Below are 18055 nucleotides of genomic sequence, written 5' to 3'. Positions count from 1 at the left end.
TCACAGTCCGACGCGGCGTCGCAGTCGGTCGAACCGGTCCCGCAGGACCGCCGGCTCCGGTAGCACCGTCAGCGCGCGGCCGCCGGGCAGCGGTACGCGCAGCGGCAGCCGCGGCCTCGCGCCGCCCGCGAAGGGCGCGCCCAGACCGGCGGCGGCGCCGAGCGCCGCGCCGATCGGGACGGCGTAACGCAGCGCGTTGGACGGGTCGGCGGGGGTGGTTCCGTTCGCCGTGACCTGGACGGCGTCGCCGCCGTCGTAGGAGGGGGAACCGCTGGGCACCGGACTCGCCCCGGTGGGCGTCGCGTCGGGGCCGGCGCCGCCGGTCGGCCCGGCGTCCGTGCCGTCGCTGCCGCCCGAAGTGCCGGAGCCGCCGCTGTCGCCGGACCCCTTGTCGTGGCCGGCGGAAGCGCTGGGCTTCCAGGAGGCCAGCTTGGCCGCGGCCTTGGTGGCCTCGGCGCGCAGAGCGGACGGCAGCGGGGCGTAGCCGGGCGGCAGTTCACCAGGGCCGGTGCCGCTGGTCTGGCCGGAGCCGGCGGCGAATGTCAGGAGCGTCGCGTAGTCCTTGCGGGCGTCGGCCTTGAGCGCGGCAGGGCGTACGGCGGCGTGGACCAGTTGGGCGAGCGGGTAGGCGTTCTTGGCCTTGGCCGTGGCCGGGTCGATCTCCCGGACGGAATCGCCGGACGCGCTCGCGGCGGCCGCGACGAGGGTCCTGTCGGTCGGCGCGGTGAACTTGCCCGCGGCGTTGAGCAGCCGCGCGGTCTGCAGTCCGTACCGGGCCGCGGAGGCGGCGTCGGTGATGGTCAGCACGAAGCGGGACCCGACGGTCTGCGGGCCGGGGCTCTTGAAGGCCGGCGGGCTCGCGAGCGCGTCCCAGGAGGACTTCCACAGCGTGTCCGCGCGGCGGGTGTGCAGGGCTCCGGCGTGCATGTCCTGCACGTACGGGTGGAAGTCGGTCATGCACTGCTGCTGCGTGGCGTCCGTCCCCGGCGGGATCGTGCACCAGCGGTCGCTCTTGGGGAAGTCGTCGCGTGCCGGGTCGAAGGCGCCGTCGGTGTTCAGGTCGGCGTTCGTGCTGTAGTACGGGTTGACCGTCATGCCCCAGTCGTCGGGGATGCCGGCCAGGAAGCGCCGGGCGTCCTTGTCGGCGGTGACCCACTTCCACACCGCGCGCGCGGAGTCGGAGTGACCGAGCGCGGTGATCAGGTCGGTATCGGTGGCCGGGGTCTCGGAGACCGACAGCTCGGCGAACTCCGGGTTGTACGCGAGGAACTCGGGGTCGGTGACCAGACCCGCCGGGTTCTTCTTCGCCCACTCGTAGTGCTTGGCGGCGGTGAGGCCGGACGTACCGTCGGAGAACGTGGTGACCACCGCCGCCCACGGGGAGTTGCGGTAGGACTCGGTGAGCAGTTTGGCGACCAGCCGCGGGGTGAGGTCGATGGACTCCACCTTGGTGCCGGAGAGTTTGCGCACCGAGTCCGGGGCATCTGCCCTGGCGCGGCGTTCGATCGTGAAGCCGATGACCACGCCGGACAGCGCGACGGGCGCGTACGTCACGTCGTTGGCGGTGTCCAGGGCGCGGGTGGTGAAGGCGAGACCGCTCTTGCCCTCGCGGGCGAGGCGGGCGCGGGCTTCGGGCTCGCCGAGCTCGGTGTAGCCGTAGACGGTTCCGCTGGGGCAGAGCGCGGCCTGCCAGCTGGTCATGGCGTCGGCGGCCAGTTCGCTGCCGCTGGTGGCTCGCTCGTCGGAGCCGAGCGGGCAGCTGGCGCCGACCTTGTTGAAGCCGAGCTTGATGGCGACGCGGTTCTTCCAGTTGGTGGAGGAGACCGGCGAGCCCGCGTTGACCTGGGTGCGGTCGGCGTACGGCTTGCCGTCGAGGTCGAGGTGGCCCTGGGGCACGATGACCAGCCAGCAGGAGCGCGGGGCGGTGCGGCCGTTCTTCGTGACGGGGGTGCCGCAGCCCAGGTGGGGGGCCTCGAAGGCGGTCTGGACCTCGAAGAACTCCTTGCCGGTGCCGTCGGCACTGGTGCGGGCGAAGTCGACTTCGTTGGTGGTGTTGCGGTTGTACAGGGTGTTGTTCTGCAGGCCGCTGGTGATCAGCGTGCCGTCGACCGACTTGAAGGGCACCTCGCCCTGGCCGAAGACGCCGCCGGCGCCGTAACGGTCGTCCTGACCGTAGTTGGACGGATCGGCGCTGTAGATGACGTTCCGGGTGTCGTCGTTGTTGTTCCCTGGCCAGCTGCTGCGGTCGGTGGTCGGCGAGGCGCCGTACTGGCACTGGGTACGCGGTGGGCCGGGGTTGCCGGGGACGGTGCCGTCGTCGTCGCCCCAGCACTGCATGATCTGGACGAAGTCGGTGTTGAACTGGGTGCCGGCAAAGGTGGTCGGGCTGCCGCCGCGCCAGGACACGGTGACGGCCTGACTGGTGAGGTGCTCGGTCTGACTGACCGTGAACTTCATGTCCTGGAACTCGCCGCGCCCGGCGACGGTGACGGCCGAGCTCTTCGGATCCGCCGCGGCCGCGGGCTGCGCGGCCTGGGTGACGGCGGCGCCGAGGAGCGCGCCGATCGCCGATCCGGCGGCAACGCGCAGAAGGAGGCGCTTGATACGGCTCCGCGTGCTCATCGGGATCTCCTTCGCAGCGCCTGCGAGACGGCGGCGGGCAGCAGCACGAGCCCGAGCAGGGTCATCACGGCCAGCAGCATCAGCGTCTGGGCACCGCCCCAGCCGCTCCCGGCAGCCACGGTGACCGGCTGGGCGAGGGCGACAGTGCCGGTGCCGGTGGCACCGGCGGAGGCACCGGTGCCGGCCGAGGTCCCGCCTTGCGGGGCGACGGTCTGCCCGGTGTCGGGGTCCACGGAGGGACTGCCGGACGTACCGCCGGACGCGGTCGTGCCGCCGGAGTTCGTACCGCCCGTGGCGGCGCTGCCGCCGGCGCTGCCGCCGGACGTACCGCCGGACGAGCCGCCGTTGCCCTTCGCACCGCCGCTGCCGGTGGTGCAGGGTGGGGCGCCCTTCTTGTCACAGGCCTTGGGGTACGGGGCGGTCTCGGCGAGGCGGTTGCGGCCGTCCTGACTGAAGGTGGGGTTGTTGCAGCCCTTGATGTTGATGGTCTGCGTCTTCACGCCCGGGATGCGGCGGATCTGGTCGAAGCCCGCCTGCACGAGGTTGATCGGCAGCGGCGAGTAGCCCAGGTCGGGTGCCTGCCGCTGGCCCTGGCACATGAAGTAGTACGAGAAGGCGCCCAGGGTCTTGCCCTTGGCCTCGGTGAAGGTGCCCTGCTCCTTGAGCGGCAGGATCATGTACGAGTAGCTGGACAGCGGGTAGTTGCGCCGGTCGGTGTCGTTGTAGACGCCGTCGAGCTGCTGGGTGAGGTAGTCGGTGGACTGCTTGTTGGTGTTGATCCTCGCCTTGAGCAGCGACACGGCGACGTTCTGCGCGGTCGGCTCGGTGTAGTAACCGGCGTGGTTGAGGACCTTGGCCACCGGGAAGCCGGCGTTGAGGGCGTACGAGTAGTTGACGTACCCGATCGCGCCCTCGCCGTAGTTCTGCGCGACGTAGCCCGCCACGCCCAGGTCGCCGGACTGAGCGATCATGCCGGAGACGCTCGGGAAGTACGAGGTCTGGCCGCACGCCCCGGAGCGGCCGACCCGCCCGCAGTAGGCCTGCCACAGCGACTTGTGCTGGTTGGCCATCCACAACGTGAACTGGGCGGTGGAGCCGGAGCCGTCGGAGCGCACGACGGGGATGACTTTGCGGTGCGGCAGCCGGATCCCGGGGTTGTCGGCGGCGATCGCCTTGTCGTCCCAGTAGCTGATGGCACGAGTAAAGATCTTGGTGACCACGTCACCGGAGAGCCGCAGGTTGTTGACCCGCTTGCCGTTGATCGTGAGGTGGTACATGAAGACCGTACCGCCCGCGACGATCGGCATGTACGCGTACGTGCCGGCGCCCGGTTGCTCGGCGGCGGAGCCGTCGGTGGGGTGGGTCTGGAACGGGATGTCGGAGACGGCGAAGTCGACCTGGCCGTTGAGGAACTGCCGGCGCCCGTCGGAGCTTCCGGTGCCGGAGTAGCTGATCCGCATGCCGTACTGGGTCACGCCGCGGCGCCACTCGTCCACGGCGTTCTCGGCCCATGTGGAGCCGGCGCCGGCGATCGGGGTGTAACCGGAGTCGGCGGTGGCGGGCTGCGAGGCGGGCAGGACCACGCCGGTCAGCACGCCCAACAGCGCGGCCAGCGCGCTCAGGACACGCCATCGGGCCCGGACGGCCGCATACCGTCGAGAGAAGGGGGTGCGCATCAGTCGTTGTCTCCAGGGGCGGCGGCGGGGGCACCGCCGAGCACGGACAGGGCGGGGGCGTGCAGTTCGGCAAAGCGCTCCACGTCGCGGCGGGAGGACCGGTCGGCGCGGCGCGCCTGGCGCTTGGTGTGGTGACCCGGGCCGCGGCCGCCGAGCAGCCGGGCGATCGTGAAGAGCACCAGGACCAGGGCCATCAGCACGGCGGCGGCGCCGAAACCGCGGGCGATCATGGTGGGTTCCGGGGACTTGACGAAGTTGAAGACGGCCAGCGGCAGGGAGACCATCGGGCCCTGCAGCGGGTCGGCGTTGAGGGCCGCGGTGAAGCCGGCCGTGAGCAGCACGGGCGAGGTCTCGCCGACGCCGCGGGCAGTGCCGAGGATGACGGCGGTGGCCAGGCCCGAGCGGGCGGTGGGCAGGATGACGTGCCACACGGTGCGCCAGCGCGGCGCGCCGAGCGCCTCCGAGGCCTCGGTCAGCGTGCCGGGGACCAGCCGCAGGACGACGTCGGACGCGCGGATCACGATCGGCAGCATCATCACGCTGATCGCGAAGCCCGCCGCGAGGCCCGACTTCTCCATGCCGAGGCCGAGGATCCAGGTCGCGTACACCATCAGGCCGGCCACGATCGACGGGAGCGCCGTCATGGCCTCGACGATGGTACGGACGAACCGGGAGAAGCGCCCCGGGATCTGGTTGAGGTAGACCGCGCAGGCCAGGCCGAGGGGGACGGTGATGGCCAGCGCGATGCTGATCATGATCAGGGTGCCGAGCATGGCGTGCGCGATGCCGCCCGCGGTCAGCGGGTCCAGGGGACCCGCCGCCTGCATGTCGTGGGTGAAGAAGTTGCCGTGTGGCAGCGCCTGCCGGCCGCGCCACAGGGTGAAGCCCACGACGAGGGCGAGCGCGGAGAACAGGACCGTGGCCGCCGACCACAGCACGACCGTCATCACCCGGTCGCGGACGGCGGGTCCGTCGTCCTCCAGGCCGGTCAGCATCGCGTAGGAGGCCAGGAAGGACAGGTACGCGGTCACGGTGAAGCCCAGCGTGCCCGAGAGCGGGGCCAGTTCACCGAACAGCAGGATCGCGACACAGAGCCCGGAGGCGGCGGCGCCGGTGACGGCGAGAACGCCGCCCCGGGTGACACCGCCGATCCGGCGCGGCCGGTCGGGCGGTTCGGGCACTTCGGCGGTGCCCGGGGGGTTGGGGACGGCGTCCTCGACGACGTGCGCGGGGGTCTCTTCGACGACGGTCATGTCATGCCTCGCTCTGCGAGCCGGAACGGGAGCGGGCCACGATGGATGAGGCGGTGAAGTTGACCACCAGCGTGAGCAGGAACAGCGCCAGGCCCGCCGCCATCAGCGCCGACATGCCGAACTCGGAGGCGTCGCCGTAGTGCAGGGCGATCAGCGAGGAGACCGAGTTGGCGCCGGTCTGCAGGATGTGTGGCTGAATCGTGAAGACCGGCGAGATGATCAGGTAGACCGCGATGGTCTCGCCCAGCGCCCGGCCGAGCCCCAGCATCGTGCCGCCGATCACGCCGCCGCGCCCGTACGGCAGGACGACGGTCCGGATCACGCCCCACCGGGTCGCCCCGAGCGCGTACGCGCCCTCCCGCTCGCCCACGGGGGCCTGGGAGAAAACCTCGCGCATCACGGAGCACTGGATCGGTGCCACCATCAACGCGACCACGAGACCGGCGATGAAGGAGGAGGCGGTGTAGACGCTGCTGGAGGCAAGCGGATCGCCCGGCTGCGCGCCGTCCACGTGCAGGAACGGAATCCAGCCGAGCCAGTCGGACAGCCAGCGCGACACTCCGACGACGTGTCCCTGCAGGAAGAACAGGCCCCACAGGCCGTAGACCACGGACGGGACGGCGGCCATCAGGTCGACCATCGCGACCAGGGTGCGACGCAGCCTGCGCGGCGCGATGTCGGAGATGAACAGCGCGGTGCCGAGCGCGAGCGGCAGTGAGAAGGTGACGGCGACGGCGGCGATGAGCAGGTTGCCGATGAGGACCGCGGCGATGCCGAAGTTGTGGACGTCGGGCTGCCATTGGGCGGTGGTGAGGAAGGACAGGCCCCTCACCTTGAGCGCCGATCCGGCTCTCAGCAGCAGGAAGATCCCGACTGCGGCCATGATGGCGAGCACGATCGTGCCGGCGCCCGTGAGCTGGAGCCGGAAGATCCGGTCACCGATGCCGCGGGCCGCGTTATTCGGGCGCGGCGGGGCGCTCTCCGGTTCCAATCCCGCCTCTGCGGTCGACATGCGGCCCTCCCTCGATCACGCCCGTGGCAGGCGTGAGTTCGGGGAGATTCAATGGCTGGATCATGTCAACGCCGACGTTCACACATGATGAGGGCGTGAACAGTGCGTGTCCTTATGGTGGTTGACCTGTGTAGGTTACAAGGAGCCGGAACGCGATAAGGGTTGACCGTAGCCGACCGCCAAAAGGGATCTTCTGCCTCTGGTCTCGCCCAGTGCCCCTTTGGATGATCACTGCACTCAGGACGGTGGCTTCCTCAAGGCGCCCGGGGACGACGTCGTCAACGGGCCGCACACCATCGACGGGTCCGGCCCGGTCATCCCTGCCCGTCGGGCATCAGAACGCTTCTGTACCAGTCGGCGTGGAGCGGGAAGTCCGCCTTGAAGCCGTCACCGGGATCGCAGTCGAGGAGCTCCCAGACCCGGTCACCGGTGAACCAGTGGTCCACGGTGAGCAAGTGGAAGGCATGCAGCAGACGCGGTGACGCGGCGAGCCGTGCCCGGGCCTCGTCCAGCGAGATGTCCGCGGCGGCCCACTCCAGTCCGAGCGCGGCGGAGACCGTCGCGACAAGATCGGAACAGGCCACCGGGTCAGGGTGGTTGACGTGGTGGACACCGGCGGTCTCCCGGGGCGAGAGCGCCGCGGCCAGCAGAGCCCGGCCCAGCACCCGCACATCGATCATGGAGTGCCGGGCGGCGCACCCGGCCAGACCGGACGACAGTTCCCGGACCAGCGCGACCAGACCGGGGATCACCCAGCGGTCCCCCTCGCCGTGGACGAGGTGGGGGCGCAGCACGGTCCCGCCCGCAGCCAGCACATGGCTCTCCGCGGCGGCACGCGTCACGCTGGTGAGCGAGACCGGGGCGAGCGGTGCCCGCCCGGGGGCCAGGTCCGTGAACGGCCCGCGCCCGTATACGGCCGCCGTGCTCAGATAGACGATGCGGGCGACGCCTGCGCGTTCCGCCTCCTCCACCAGTGCCCGGGTCCCGAGGTCGTTCACGGACCGGATCGTTCGTTCGTCCCCGTTGATCTGCGAGGCGCAGTGAATCACCGCGTCGATCCCGTCGCAGACGCCGCGCAACGACGCGATGGCGGCAAGGTCCCCGGGCACGGTTTCGATGCCGGAGCCTGCGACGGACGCAGGGACGTCCACGGGCGCCCGGTGCTCCATCAGACGCAGCCGGACGCCGGGGACGGCATCCGCAGCCGCCACCACGTGCCTGCCGACGAAGCCGCTCGCCCCCGTGATGAGGATGTGCGTGGTCACAACCGGTCGTCCCCATGTGTGTGAGTGAGTGTGCTGGTGAATACCGGCTCGCCGTCCTGTTGTCCGCGTACCCGCACCACGGTGCGGGAACTGTCGCCGGAGGGCATCAACTCGGCCTCCACCCAGCACGCGCTGTCGAGTTCGGCGTATTTGTGGAAGGCGATCTCCACCGAAGTCGGGAGAAACGCGTGCCCCGGAGCGACGGCTACGGCTGCCTGGCGGGCCGCCTCCAGCAGCACGATGCCCGGAACATGGTCGTTCGGGCGCCTGAACAGGGTCGGGTGGGTGGTGTCCAGCCGCAACCGCCAGCGGTTCGGCTGAGGTGTCGGCGTCAGTACGACGTCCGACTCCGCCGTCCGGCCCACCTCGTACGGATCCGCACCGGGCGACAGCGGTACGGGACGGCCCATCATGTCCAGACTGTCCTGGCGGAGGCGGCGGTAGGCCCGCGCCGATGTGCAGCTGATCCGTCCCGAACTGGTCGCCAGTACGGTGCCGCCGCGGCAAAAACGCAGGTCGACCCGCATACCGGCGACGCTCTTGCCCCGCTTCCGCACATCCGAGCAGGTCAGATCGATCAGAATCTTTCCGGACGCGATCTCCAGGGCAAAACCCGGAACGACGGTGTCGTACGCCAGGTCCCACATCACGAACTGGTCGTCGACCGGAACTCCCATCTCCGCGTGGGCCAGCATCATCGTCGCCTGCCGCATGGTCTCGGCTATCAGCAGGGGATCCTGGTGGTGACCCGATGCGGCGGCGAAGAAGTGGTGCGGGCGCGGCCATTGGGCCGATACGGAGAACTCCGTATCGCTCAGCCTGCGCCAGCCGGTGGGAAAGATGTCCCTGGGGTCGGACCGGTGAACGAGTTCATACGAGACATCAGTTCTCCAGCCTCTCTGCGGCGGGATCGCCGGCCCGTGGAGACCGGACGGTTCGGTCTCGGTGAGGGTGACAGTGTCGGGCACATCGATGTGAACCATGGAAATACCCCCAACTCATCCGTGGGGGAGTGCCTCGCTCCCCCACGGTAAGATACCGACGGCCCTGGTTCTTCCACAGTCCGGCTGGCGTATGCGGGATCGCATCGCCACGAGAGGCAGGAACGCACAGCTGATGGCCCAACAAGCGCGCGCGATCCAGACCCGGCAATCGATCCTGCTGGCCGCCGCCACCGTCTTCGACGAGCGCGGCTACGGAAGCGCCACCATCAGCGAGATTCTCACACGGGCCGGCGTGACCAAAGGGGCCCTCTACTTCCACTTCGCCTCGAAGGAGGAGCTGGCCCTCGGAGTGATGGAGGCGCAGCTGGACGTCGGTTCGCTGCCGACGCAGTTGACGAAGCTCCAGGAGCTGGTCGACCAGGGTCTGGTGCTGGCCCATCGGCTCCGCCACGAGCCGCTGGTGCGCGCGAGCGTCGGGCTGGCGATGGAGCAGGGCGGCGGCGAACTGGACCGCGGCCTGCCGTTCCACTCCTGGATTGCCCGGCTCGAAACCCTGCTGATCGAGGCGAAACAGCAGGGTGAGGTCCTGCCCCACGTCAACCCCGCGGAAGCCGCCCAGCTCCTGGCCGGCGCCTTCTCCGGCATCCAGGAGATGTCCCACGTCCTCTGTGAACGAAAGGACTTGGAGCACCGGATCTCGATGCTGCTGCGCTTCGTACTGCCGAGCATCGCACTGCCGGCCGTGCTCGCCGTGCTGGAGATCACCGAGACCCGAGCCGAACAGCTGCTGGCCACGGTCACGGACCTGGGCGTCCCCGAGGGCGGGCGCGAAGAGAAGTAGGTCCCCGTCCCTGGACTCCGGCGGGGCGAACTTCCCTACCCCACGCCCGGAAACAGCGACAGAACCTGCGCAACGGGAGTGGTACGCGCTCGGCTCGCCGCCCCTTCACCCAGGCGTACTCCCACGCCCAGGACCCTGACGGTCCAGGCGCCGACGCGGAAGCGGGAGAGGAATCGGCCGTCCCGGACGACTTCGTCGACCGGCGCCGTTGATCCGGCCGCGCCGTCCGTCCTTGCGTGCGGACCCGCGGCACGGCGGTCAGGTCACCGGCTGTTCGGTCCAGATGCACTTGCCGGTGGCGGTGTAGCGAGCGCCCCAGCGGTGGGCGAGGGCGGCGACCAGTTGCAGACCGCGGCCGCCCTCGTCGGTCTCCGCCGCATTGCGGATGCGGGGTGTGGACAGGCTGCCGTCGGAGACCTCGCAGATCAGCCCCTCGGTGCGGAGCAGGCGGAGGGCGATGGGGCTTTTGCCGTACCGGACGGCGTTCCCGACCAGCTCGCTGACCAGGAGCTCGGCGGTCATGGCGAGGTCGTCGAGCTCCCAGCCCTCCAACTGGTCCCGGACATGGTGACGTGCCTCGCTCGCGGCGATCGGACCGTCGGGAAGTGTCCAGCTGGCAATGGAGTCGGCCGGTATCGCAGAGGTGCGGGCGACGAGCAGTGCGGCGTCGTCCATGAGCTGGGTGCCCGGCAGCAGCTCGGCCAGGACGTCGTCGCACAGCCGCTCCAGCCCGAGCGCGCTGCCCGCGGCGTCGTCCTCCCGTGCGGCGGCCGCCGCAATCGAGAGCGCCTTCGTCAGGTGGAGCATGCCCCGGTCGATGTCGCGGGTGACGGACTCGATCAGTCCGTCCGTGTAGAGCACCAGGAGACTGCCCTGGGGAAGAACGACCTCAGTGGTCTCGAACGGCGGGCGTGCGGTGCCCAGCGGCGGATCCGGCCGGTGGGCGATGAACTCGGTGTTGCCGTCCGGGTACACGACGGCCGGCGGCGGGTGCCCGGCGGAGCCGAACCTGCACGTGCAGGTGACGGGGTCGTACACCGCATAAAGGCAGGTGGCGTAGAAGTCGTCGCCGAGGTCGTTCACCACCTGGTTGAGGCGGGTGAGGAGTTCGGAGGGCGGGAACTCCAGATCGGCGAGCGTGTGCACGGCCGTCCGCAGCCGCCCCATGGTGGCCGCCTCGGCCAGGCCGTGCCCCATCACATCGCCGATGACCAGCGCCACCCGGGCGCCGGACAGCGGAATCACGTCGTACCAGTCGCCACCGACCTCGATGCCCTTGTTGGCAGGCACATAGCGGGCGGCGGTACTGACCGCGCACAGCGTCGGAAGCTTGCTCGGCAGCAGTCCCCGCTGGAGCTCCTGGGCCCTCATGTGCTCGGCGTCGAACAGCCGGGCGCGCGCGATGGCCTGCGCCATCAGCCCGCTGAGTGTGATGAGCAGAGCCTTTTCCTCTCCGCCGAGATGCCGCGGCTCGGTGAAGGAGACGACGCAGCAGCCGACGGGGCGGCCGGAGGCGATCAGCGGCAGAAACGCCCAGGATGCCTTCCGGGACTTGGCCGGGCGGTCGGCCATCCGGGGGTAGCGTTCGACGTACTCCTCCACCGAGTCGATGAAAATGGCCGTTCTCGTGCGGTACACCTCGCCGAGCGGGGACATGTCGCCGACCTGCATTCCGTCGATGTCGCGGAAGAACGTCTCCGGGTACCCGACCTGCCCGGCGATGGGCAGCGTCCCTCCTTCGAGAAGATGGACGACGAGACCGGAGGCGCCGAACGGCGCCATGATCCGCTCGGCGGCGGCGTTCACGACATCCTGCACCGTGAGGGCCTCGGCGAGGGCGCCGGCCAGTGCGGTGATGCGGGCGTTGCGATCGGCCGTGACGCGTTCCGCGGCGGCGGACTGGGCCTCACGCGACCGCGTCTCAGTGACGTCGGTGGCGTACACCGTCAGGCCGTCCGGTACCGGGACCAGCCGCATCTGGTACTGACGCCGGTTGGTGGGCCACCGCACCGTGAAGCCGACCGGGGTGCTGCGGTCGACGGCCCGCCGGTACGACGCATGCAGGCCGAGTCCCACGGCGTCGATGCCGGTTTCGGCGAAGACGTCCCACAGGTTCTGGCCGAGCAGTTCCTGCGAGGCGCCGAGGAGCCGCTCCGCCTCCATGTTGAGGAAGGTGATCCGCCACTCGCTGTCGACCGCGAAGAACGCGTCGCTCATGAGCCGCAGCGCGCGGCTGACCGAGTCGCGGGCGACCCGGCCCTCGGTGGTGTCCCACAGGGTGCCGACCATGCGGCCGGGCCGGCCGTCCTCCCCCGGCAGGACCCTGCCCCGCGAGCTGACCCAGCGCGTGGTCCCGTCCGGGCGGCGGATCCGGTACTCCACAGCGGACACCCCGTGGTTACGGATCGCCTGCTCGGTCTCGACCAGGAGCCACGGCAGGTCATCGGGGTGGACCAGCCCGCTCCAGGTATCGAAGCGCTGGTTCGGGGACTGCCCGGCCATACCGAGGATGGCGAGCGTCGACTCGTCCCACAGCTGCTCCCCGGTGGCCAGGTCCCATTCCCAGGAACCGACCTTGATCGCTTCCAGCGCCTGTCGGAGCCTGGTACCGGGTGGCTCCTTCCCCGGCCGCCCGGGGTCGGTCCTGGCCCAGCCCGTCGAGGGCTCCCGCAGCCGCAGGGCGGCCCAGGCGGCGAGCGTCTCGACGGCGGACCGCTGCTGCGGCGTGGGCCGCCCCTCGCCGACGGTGAGCACGGACAGCGCGCCGACGACCCCGTCCGACGTGAGCAGCGGAACGGCCAGCAGCCCGCTGCCTGCGGGCAGCACGGAGGGCGGCGACCCGGGGGCGGCGTGCGGGTGGTGGCCGAGGGGGCGGCTGGGGCCCCGGCCGCCGTGCCGTGCGCCGGTGTCCGTACCACCCTCTCCGGTGCGTTCAGTGCCGCCCCCTGGGCTGCGCTCGGCCGCGGAGACACGGGGGAGGCTCTGCCCGCCCGGAGCGGACATCCATACCGAGGCGCCACCGGCCACGGCGCGCGCCGGCGCGGTGTCGCCGTCCACCGCGATCTCTTCCCAGTCCTGGGCCACCGTGCGGACCATCCCGCTGGCCGCCATCAGCAACAGCCGGCCCCCGGGGCCCCTCACATGGACCATTCCGCCCAGTCCGTCGGCCTCCGTCACCGCATGGTCCAGGGTGAAACCGAGCAGATCGACTCCTCCCAGCCCAACCCCCGCTTCGATGATCATCCGAAGCCGTGCCGCACCGGCCTTGTCCGTCAGGAGCCGCTCAGCCATCGCTCGCTCCCTTCCGCAAACCCGCGTAGGACAGAGGGCACCCGGAATGAGTTACTTTGCCCCCTTAAGTGTACGTACGGGTGCGGACCAGCGAATGTGCAGGCGACGGCCGCGGGACTCGCTATGCGGCGTCCACCACCGCCGTGTAGCCGAGCTTGTCGACCGCCTGGTAGTAGGTCCAGGCCGTCGCGTCGCAGGAGGCCTTCTTGACGCCCGAATACGCCGCGCAGACCCGCTTCAGGTCGGCGTAAAAAGCGCTGTCGATACGGGCCTTGTTGGCGCTGAACGTGCCGGCCGCCTTGTAGTTCCGGTAGCCGAAGTCATGGCGGACACAGGAGTTGGCGAAGGGGAAGCCGAAGGGGTTGTCCGGCGAGGTGGTGCAGTAGTCGGTCGACCAGTCGAACCCGTACGCACTCCATGCGCCCTGGTTGCCTCTGGCTGCGAAGAACGCGTTGTAGCTGCTTGCGCTCGTCTGCGTCCAGCTGCTGAGGACCTGGGGCTTGTCGGCGGGCGCGGCGGCGGCGTCGGCGGCGGGGAGAAGTGCGGCGGACAGGGCGAGGGCCGCAGTGGCCAGTGGGACGGTGATGCGTCGACGCATGGGGGGAACTCCTCCGTGAGGGAACGCGACTGTCCCGGCGGTCTTCGCTCGGGACGGGCACAGCATCCGGCAGTGGACTGTCACGGATGTATACAGGATCTGTACGCCCTGCCCCATGGAGGCAAATCAACTGCCTCACAACCTAGTTGACGCCCCAACACGCACATCGGTGACGCATCGGCGGCCACGGGCGGGGAGTTACGCACGGAGGAACGCCAGCACTGCCAGCACCCTGCGGTGTGTCTCGTCGGCCGGCGGCAGGTCCAGCTTGGCGAGGATGTTGCCGATGTGCTTGCCGACCGCGGCTTCGGAGACCACCAGGTCGCGGGCGATCGCGCCGTTCGACCTGCCCTGGGCGACCAGGGCGAGCACTTCCCGTTCGCGGGCGGTGAGCCGCTCCAGCGGATCGCGGCGGCGGCGCAGGAGTTGGCGTACGACCTCCGGGTCGACGACGGTGCCGCCGTCGGCGACTTCCCGCAGGGCGTCGATGAACTCCTCGATCTGGCCGACCCGGTCCTTGAGCAGGTAGCCGACACCGGATCCGTCGCCGGAGTCGAGGAGTTCGGCGGCGTACGTCCGCTGCACGTACTGGCTGAGCACCAGCACCGGCAGAGCGGGCTGCCTCTCGCGGAGTTCCACCGCCGCGCGCAGTCCTTCGTCCTGGAGACCGGGCGGCATCCGGACGTCGGTCACGACGATGTCCGGGGAGTGCACGGCGACGGCCGCGAGGAGCGCTTCCGCGTCGCCGACGGCGGCGACGACCTCGTGGCCGCAGCGGGTGAGCAGTCCGATGAGACCTTCCCGGAGCAGCACGCTGTCCTCGGCCAGCACTACACGGAGCGATCGGTCCACTCGCAAGGAATCTCCACACGCAACAGGGTCGGGCCGCCGGGCGGGCTGGACAGCGCAAGTCTGCCATCCAGTACGGAGACCCGGTCGGCAAGACCGGTCAGCCCGGTCCCTTCGCCACCGGTGCGCGCGCCGCCCCGCCCGTCGTCGCGAATCTCCAGGAAGAGCCGGCCCGCGCTGTGGCCGCCGGTCACCTCGGCGCGGCTCGCACCGCTGTGCTTGCCGACGTTGGCCAACGCCTCGCAGACCACGAAGTACGCGGCAGCCTCGACGGCCTCGGGGAACCGGCCGGGGAGCGCCAGTTCCAGGTCGACGGGGGTCGCGGAACGGTCGGCCGCGTCGGAGACGGCGGCTTCCAGACCGTAGTCGGCAAGGACCTTGGGATGAATGCCGTGGATCAGTTCGCGCAGTTCGGCCAGTGCCTGACCGGCCTCCTGGTGGGCCTTGGCCAACTGGTCGGCGAGGGGGCCGGGCGGCGCGTCGAGGCGGGCGAGTCCGAGGGTCATGGTGAGCGCGACGATGCGTTGCTGGGCACCGTCGTGGAGATCGCGTTCGATGCGGCGCCGTTCCGCCTCGAAGGCGTCGACCAGCCGGACCCGGGAGCGGGTGAGTTCGGTGACCTTCTCCCCCATGTCGTCGCCCCTGTCGGCGATCAGGAGGCGGGCCAGTCCGGCTCTCGCTCCGGCCAGCAGGCCCAGCGCGTAGCAGCCGAGCGCGAGGAGTACGAGGCCGAGCGCAGCGGTGGCGAAGGCTTCGGGCCAGGTGGTGACCGTCCACTGCTTCACCACGCGGGCCTCTTCGCCGTTCCCGTGCACCTGCATCACCGCGGGCGTGGACATCAGCGCCAGCGGGACGACCACGCACGCAACCAGCGCGAGGGCGTCGAGCGGCCACAGGACCACGGCCCAGAGCAGCGCGTACCCGAGTTCCCGCCAGGTCGCCGGCTCCCGGTAACGGAACGCGAGCCAGCTCCACAGCCCGGGGTCGGCCGGGCGGCGGTGCGGGCCGGGCGCCGGAACCCGGTCCATCAGGCGGAGCCGTGCCCGCTCCAGGGCCCCCACCGGGATCCCCGCGAGGGTCATCAGGGCGAGCAGCGGAAGCCCGATCACCACGAGGGTGAGCGCACCGCCGAGCAGCACGCCGAGCGTGATCACGAACAGCACCACGGCGCCTGCCACGGCTCCGCTCAGCAGGTATCCGGCCGACCGCCAGGGCCAGGACGACAGCAGATAGCGGGCTCCCGGCAGGGCCTGCCACACGTTCCGAGGACGCATGGCCCCACCGTAGAAGACGCTGCCGCGCCGGAACCATCGGTGCTGCCGGAGTCCCGGGGGTAGGGCTGGACCTACCCCCGGGACTCTTCACGACCGTGCCCAGCGGGCCGTGGCCGAAGGTGAACGATCCCGTGGACGTCGGACCGGAGGTGCGGGCCGGGAAGACCCGGAGCGCAGACTCAGACCGTCCACGCGGGCTATACGGCGGCAGCGACCAGCAGCGCGAACGCCGCGGCCGAGAGCACGGTGCGGATCCGGTGGAGGGCGGTCCAGCGGGACTCGAATGCCTGGCGGGCCGCGCTGTCGTCGCCGCCCTCGGCCGCCGCGAGCGCCGAGTTGAGCGGGATGTTGCCGCTCACGGTGACGAGGTGGCTGAGCGCCGCGCAGACCAGCCCACCTGCGACGAGTCCCCGCTCGACGGAGGTCCGGCCGTCGACGGGGACGACGAGCGCGGCGATCGGGAAGGCGATCACCGCGAGGAAGAGGACGAGGAACAGCGGCCCCGGCACCTTCTCGTTGAACCGGCGCATCGCGGCGGTGAACTGGTCGTCCGGCAACAGCTTCAGGCCGGGCATGATCCCGGTCGTGAAGGACATCAGGAAGCCGGCGTAGAGACCGGTGGTGATGGCGGCGAGCGCGAGCAGCAGAGAGGCCATGGCGCACATCATGACGCGACGGGGCGGGCCGCGCGGCACCATTTCACCAAAGCGCCGCGCCCGGCCCGCCCCGCCCCCGGCCGGGTCAGCCCATCTCGCCCTCCTGCTCGCCCCCGCCGCCGGTTCCCCTGTCGTCGCCCCGGAGCCGGTCGGCCTGCGCGATCGCCGTCGCCAGCTTCCGTACCGAGCTGTCCTCCGTGCCGACCGCCAACGCCGCCGCCCGGGTGGAGAGTTCGCCGATCCCCGGCTGATCCGGCAGTGCGCTGCCGCGCAGGCCCTCCGCGAAGTACGCGGCCACCGCGGCCACCTGGAGCCTCTTGTTGCCGTCGTCGACCCACAGACTGCCGTCGATCGCGCCGGTCTCGACCGTGCCCGACCGCTCGTGCGGCGTCCGTGTCTTCGGGTCCAGCCAGCGCACCGTCGCGGTCGCCACATGTCCGGCGGCGCCGTCCCGGAGCCGTACGGCATAGAGCGCGGTCACCGTGTGCCCGGGGCCGACCTCGCCCCCGTCCACGCTGTCGTCGCGGAAGTCGTCGTCGGCCACCTTGCGGTTCTCGTACCCGATGAGCTTGAACTGCTTGACGTTCTTCGGGTCGAAGGCGACCTGCGCCTTGGCGTCGCGGGCCCGCAGTTCGATGTGGGCGGGAAGCTGGTCGACGAAGACCTTGCGGGCCTGGGTCTCGTCGCCGATGTAGGTGGTGTGGCCGTCGCCCCTGTCGGTGAGGCGTTCCATCAGCGCGTCCCCGTAGTCGCTCCCGACGCCGACGCCGAAGAGGGTGATGCCGTACTCGCGGCGGGCGTCGTCGATCCGTTCGAGGATGGCGTCGGCATCGGTCTCGCCGGTGTTGGCGAGGGCGTCGGAGAGCAGGACGACCCGGTTGTTCGCGCCCGCGCAGTGACCGGCGACCGCCTCTTCGTAACCGCGCCGGACACCCGCTTCCACATTGGTGGAGTCGGTGGGTTCCATGGAGTCGACGGCATCGCGGATCTTTCCGCGGTGGTCCCGCAGCCGGGTCATCGGCACCAGGGTCTTCGCCTGGTCGCTGAAGGTGACCAGGGAGACGGAGTCGTCGTCGCGGAGTTCGTCGGTGAGGATCGAGAGGGACTTCTTCACCAGGTCGAGGCGGCCGGTCCCGGCCATCGAGCCGGAGATGTCGACGACGAAGGTCAGGGCGGCGGGCGGGCGTTTGCCGCCTTCGTCCGCGACGCGGGTGGCCAGACCGACCCGTACGAGCGACCAGCCACCGGCCCCGGAGCCTTCGCTCGTACGTGCCCCGTCGACCGTCACCGAGAATCCGTTGCCGGCCGGCCGCCGGTAGCCCTGGCGGAAGCTGTTGACGAACTCCTCGGGCCGTACGGTCTCCGCCCCCGGCAGCTCGCCGTCGCCGAGCTTGCGGCGCGCGTACCCGTAACTGGCGGTGTCCACGTCCAGCGCGAACGTGGAGAGATAGTCCGGCGCCACGGGCTTCTCCGGCCTGTCCTCCGCCTTCTGCGAGGCGTCGTCCTCAACGCCGGGCGCGGGGACGACCTGGCCGCCCCCGCTCGTCCCCTGCGGACCGTCGGCGCGCTTTTCGGACGAGTTGTACCCGCTTTCCCCCGCCCCGCAGCCGGTGAGCAGCGCCGCGCCCAGCATCCCGCCCGCCAGCGCCAGTCCGAGCGTCCTTCGATACGTCCGGCCATGCGTCCGGTTTTCCATCCCGTACCCCCAACCATCGCGTCAGCACTTGTGAATGTGACGTTCGGGGCGGCGCAGGGGAGCAGACGAAGACGTTGC

General features: G+C 70.7%; 13 protein-coding genes. 1 reads left to right on the top strand and 12 read right to left on the bottom strand.

What is annotated here, in order from left to right:
* From ACIBB8_RS16245 to ACIBB8_RS16220, 6 genes are all read right to left on the bottom strand, one after another.
* Nucleotides 1-2622, bottom strand: coding sequence for a hypothetical protein (locus ACIBB8_RS16245; RefSeq protein WP_398952522.1), 2622 nt, complete (start codon nt 2620-2622; stop codon nt 1-3).
* Nucleotides 2619-4298 (bottom strand): phosphate ABC transporter substrate-binding protein PstS, encoded by a 1680-nt coding sequence (locus ACIBB8_RS16240; RefSeq protein WP_398952520.1) that lies wholly within the window; start codon nt 4296-4298, stop codon nt 2619-2621. The genes ACIBB8_RS16245 and ACIBB8_RS16240 overlap by 4 nt, the downstream gene beginning before the upstream one ends.
* Nucleotides 4298-5551 carry a phosphate ABC transporter permease PstA gene (pstA, locus tag ACIBB8_RS16235; protein WP_398952518.1) on the bottom strand — a complete coding sequence of 418 codons (1254 nt, stop codon included), beginning with the start codon at nt 5549-5551 and terminating at the stop codon, nt 4298-4300. The genes ACIBB8_RS16240 and pstA overlap by 1 nt, the downstream gene beginning before the upstream one ends.
* Before the next feature lies 1 nt (nt 5552).
* Nucleotides 5553-6563, bottom strand: a complete 1011-nt coding sequence (gene pstC / locus ACIBB8_RS16230; RefSeq protein WP_398952516.1) for a phosphate ABC transporter permease subunit PstC — start codon at nt 6561-6563, stop codon at nt 5553-5555.
* A 314-nt stretch (nt 6564-6877) separates the two neighbouring features.
* On the bottom strand, nt 6878-7828 hold the full coding sequence (locus tag ACIBB8_RS16225) for an NAD-dependent epimerase/dehydratase family protein (RefSeq protein ID WP_398952514.1): 951 nt from the start codon (nt 7826-7828) through the stop codon (nt 6878-6880).
* Nucleotides 7825-8811 carry a ScbA/BarX family gamma-butyrolactone biosynthesis protein gene (locus tag ACIBB8_RS16220; protein ID WP_398952512.1) on the bottom strand — a complete coding sequence of 329 codons (987 nt, stop codon included), beginning with the start codon at nt 8809-8811 and terminating at the stop codon, nt 7825-7827. The genes ACIBB8_RS16225 and ACIBB8_RS16220 overlap by 4 nt, the downstream gene beginning before the upstream one ends.
* 133 nt (nt 8812-8944) lie before the next feature.
* On the opposite strand from ACIBB8_RS16220, the gene ACIBB8_RS16215 reads away from it, so the two are divergent.
* Nucleotides 8945-9613, top strand: a complete 669-nt coding sequence (locus ACIBB8_RS16215) for a ScbR family autoregulator-binding transcription factor (RefSeq protein ID WP_398952509.1) — start codon at nt 8945-8947, stop codon at nt 9611-9613.
* A gap of 258 nt (nt 9614-9871) precedes the next feature.
* Here the strand turns inward: ACIBB8_RS16215 and ACIBB8_RS16210 are convergent, their stop codons facing one another.
* From ACIBB8_RS16210 to ACIBB8_RS16185, 6 genes are all read right to left on the bottom strand, one after another.
* Nucleotides 9872-12904: a SpoIIE family protein phosphatase gene (locus ACIBB8_RS16210; RefSeq protein ID WP_398952507.1), complete on the bottom strand. Its 3033-nt coding sequence runs from the start codon at nt 12902-12904 to the stop codon at nt 9872-9874.
* A gap of 121 nt (nt 12905-13025) precedes the next feature.
* Nucleotides 13026-13502, bottom strand: coding sequence for a phospholipase (locus ACIBB8_RS16205; protein WP_398952505.1), 477 nt, complete (start codon nt 13500-13502; stop codon nt 13026-13028).
* Between the two features lie 198 nt (nt 13503-13700).
* On the bottom strand, nt 13701-14333 hold the full coding sequence (locus ACIBB8_RS16200; protein WP_398952555.1) for a response regulator: 633 nt from the start codon (nt 14331-14333) through the stop codon (nt 13701-13703).
* A complete protein-coding gene (locus tag ACIBB8_RS16195; protein WP_398952503.1) occupies nt 14333-15625 on the bottom strand; it encodes a sensor histidine kinase in 1293 nt (430 codons plus the stop codon). Before ACIBB8_RS16195 ends, ACIBB8_RS16200 begins: the two co-directional genes overlap by 1 nt.
* A 197-nt stretch (nt 15626-15822) precedes the next feature.
* A complete protein-coding gene (locus ACIBB8_RS16190; RefSeq protein ID WP_398952501.1) occupies nt 15823-16281 on the bottom strand; it encodes a DUF1772 domain-containing protein in 459 nt (152 codons plus the stop codon).
* Between the two features lie 85 nt (nt 16282-16366).
* Entirely contained in the window at nt 16367-17977 is a 1611-nt protein-coding gene (locus tag ACIBB8_RS16185; protein WP_398952499.1) for a von Willebrand factor type A domain-containing protein, read from the bottom strand.
* Nucleotides 17978-18055: the final 78 nt, after the last annotated feature.

The sequence above is a fragment of the Streptomyces sp. NPDC051286 genome (genome assembly GCF_044455345.1).
Lineage (GTDB): Bacteria > Actinomycetota > Actinomycetes > Streptomycetales > Streptomycetaceae > Streptomyces.
This window is presented reverse-complemented; position numbering and strand designations above follow the sequence as displayed.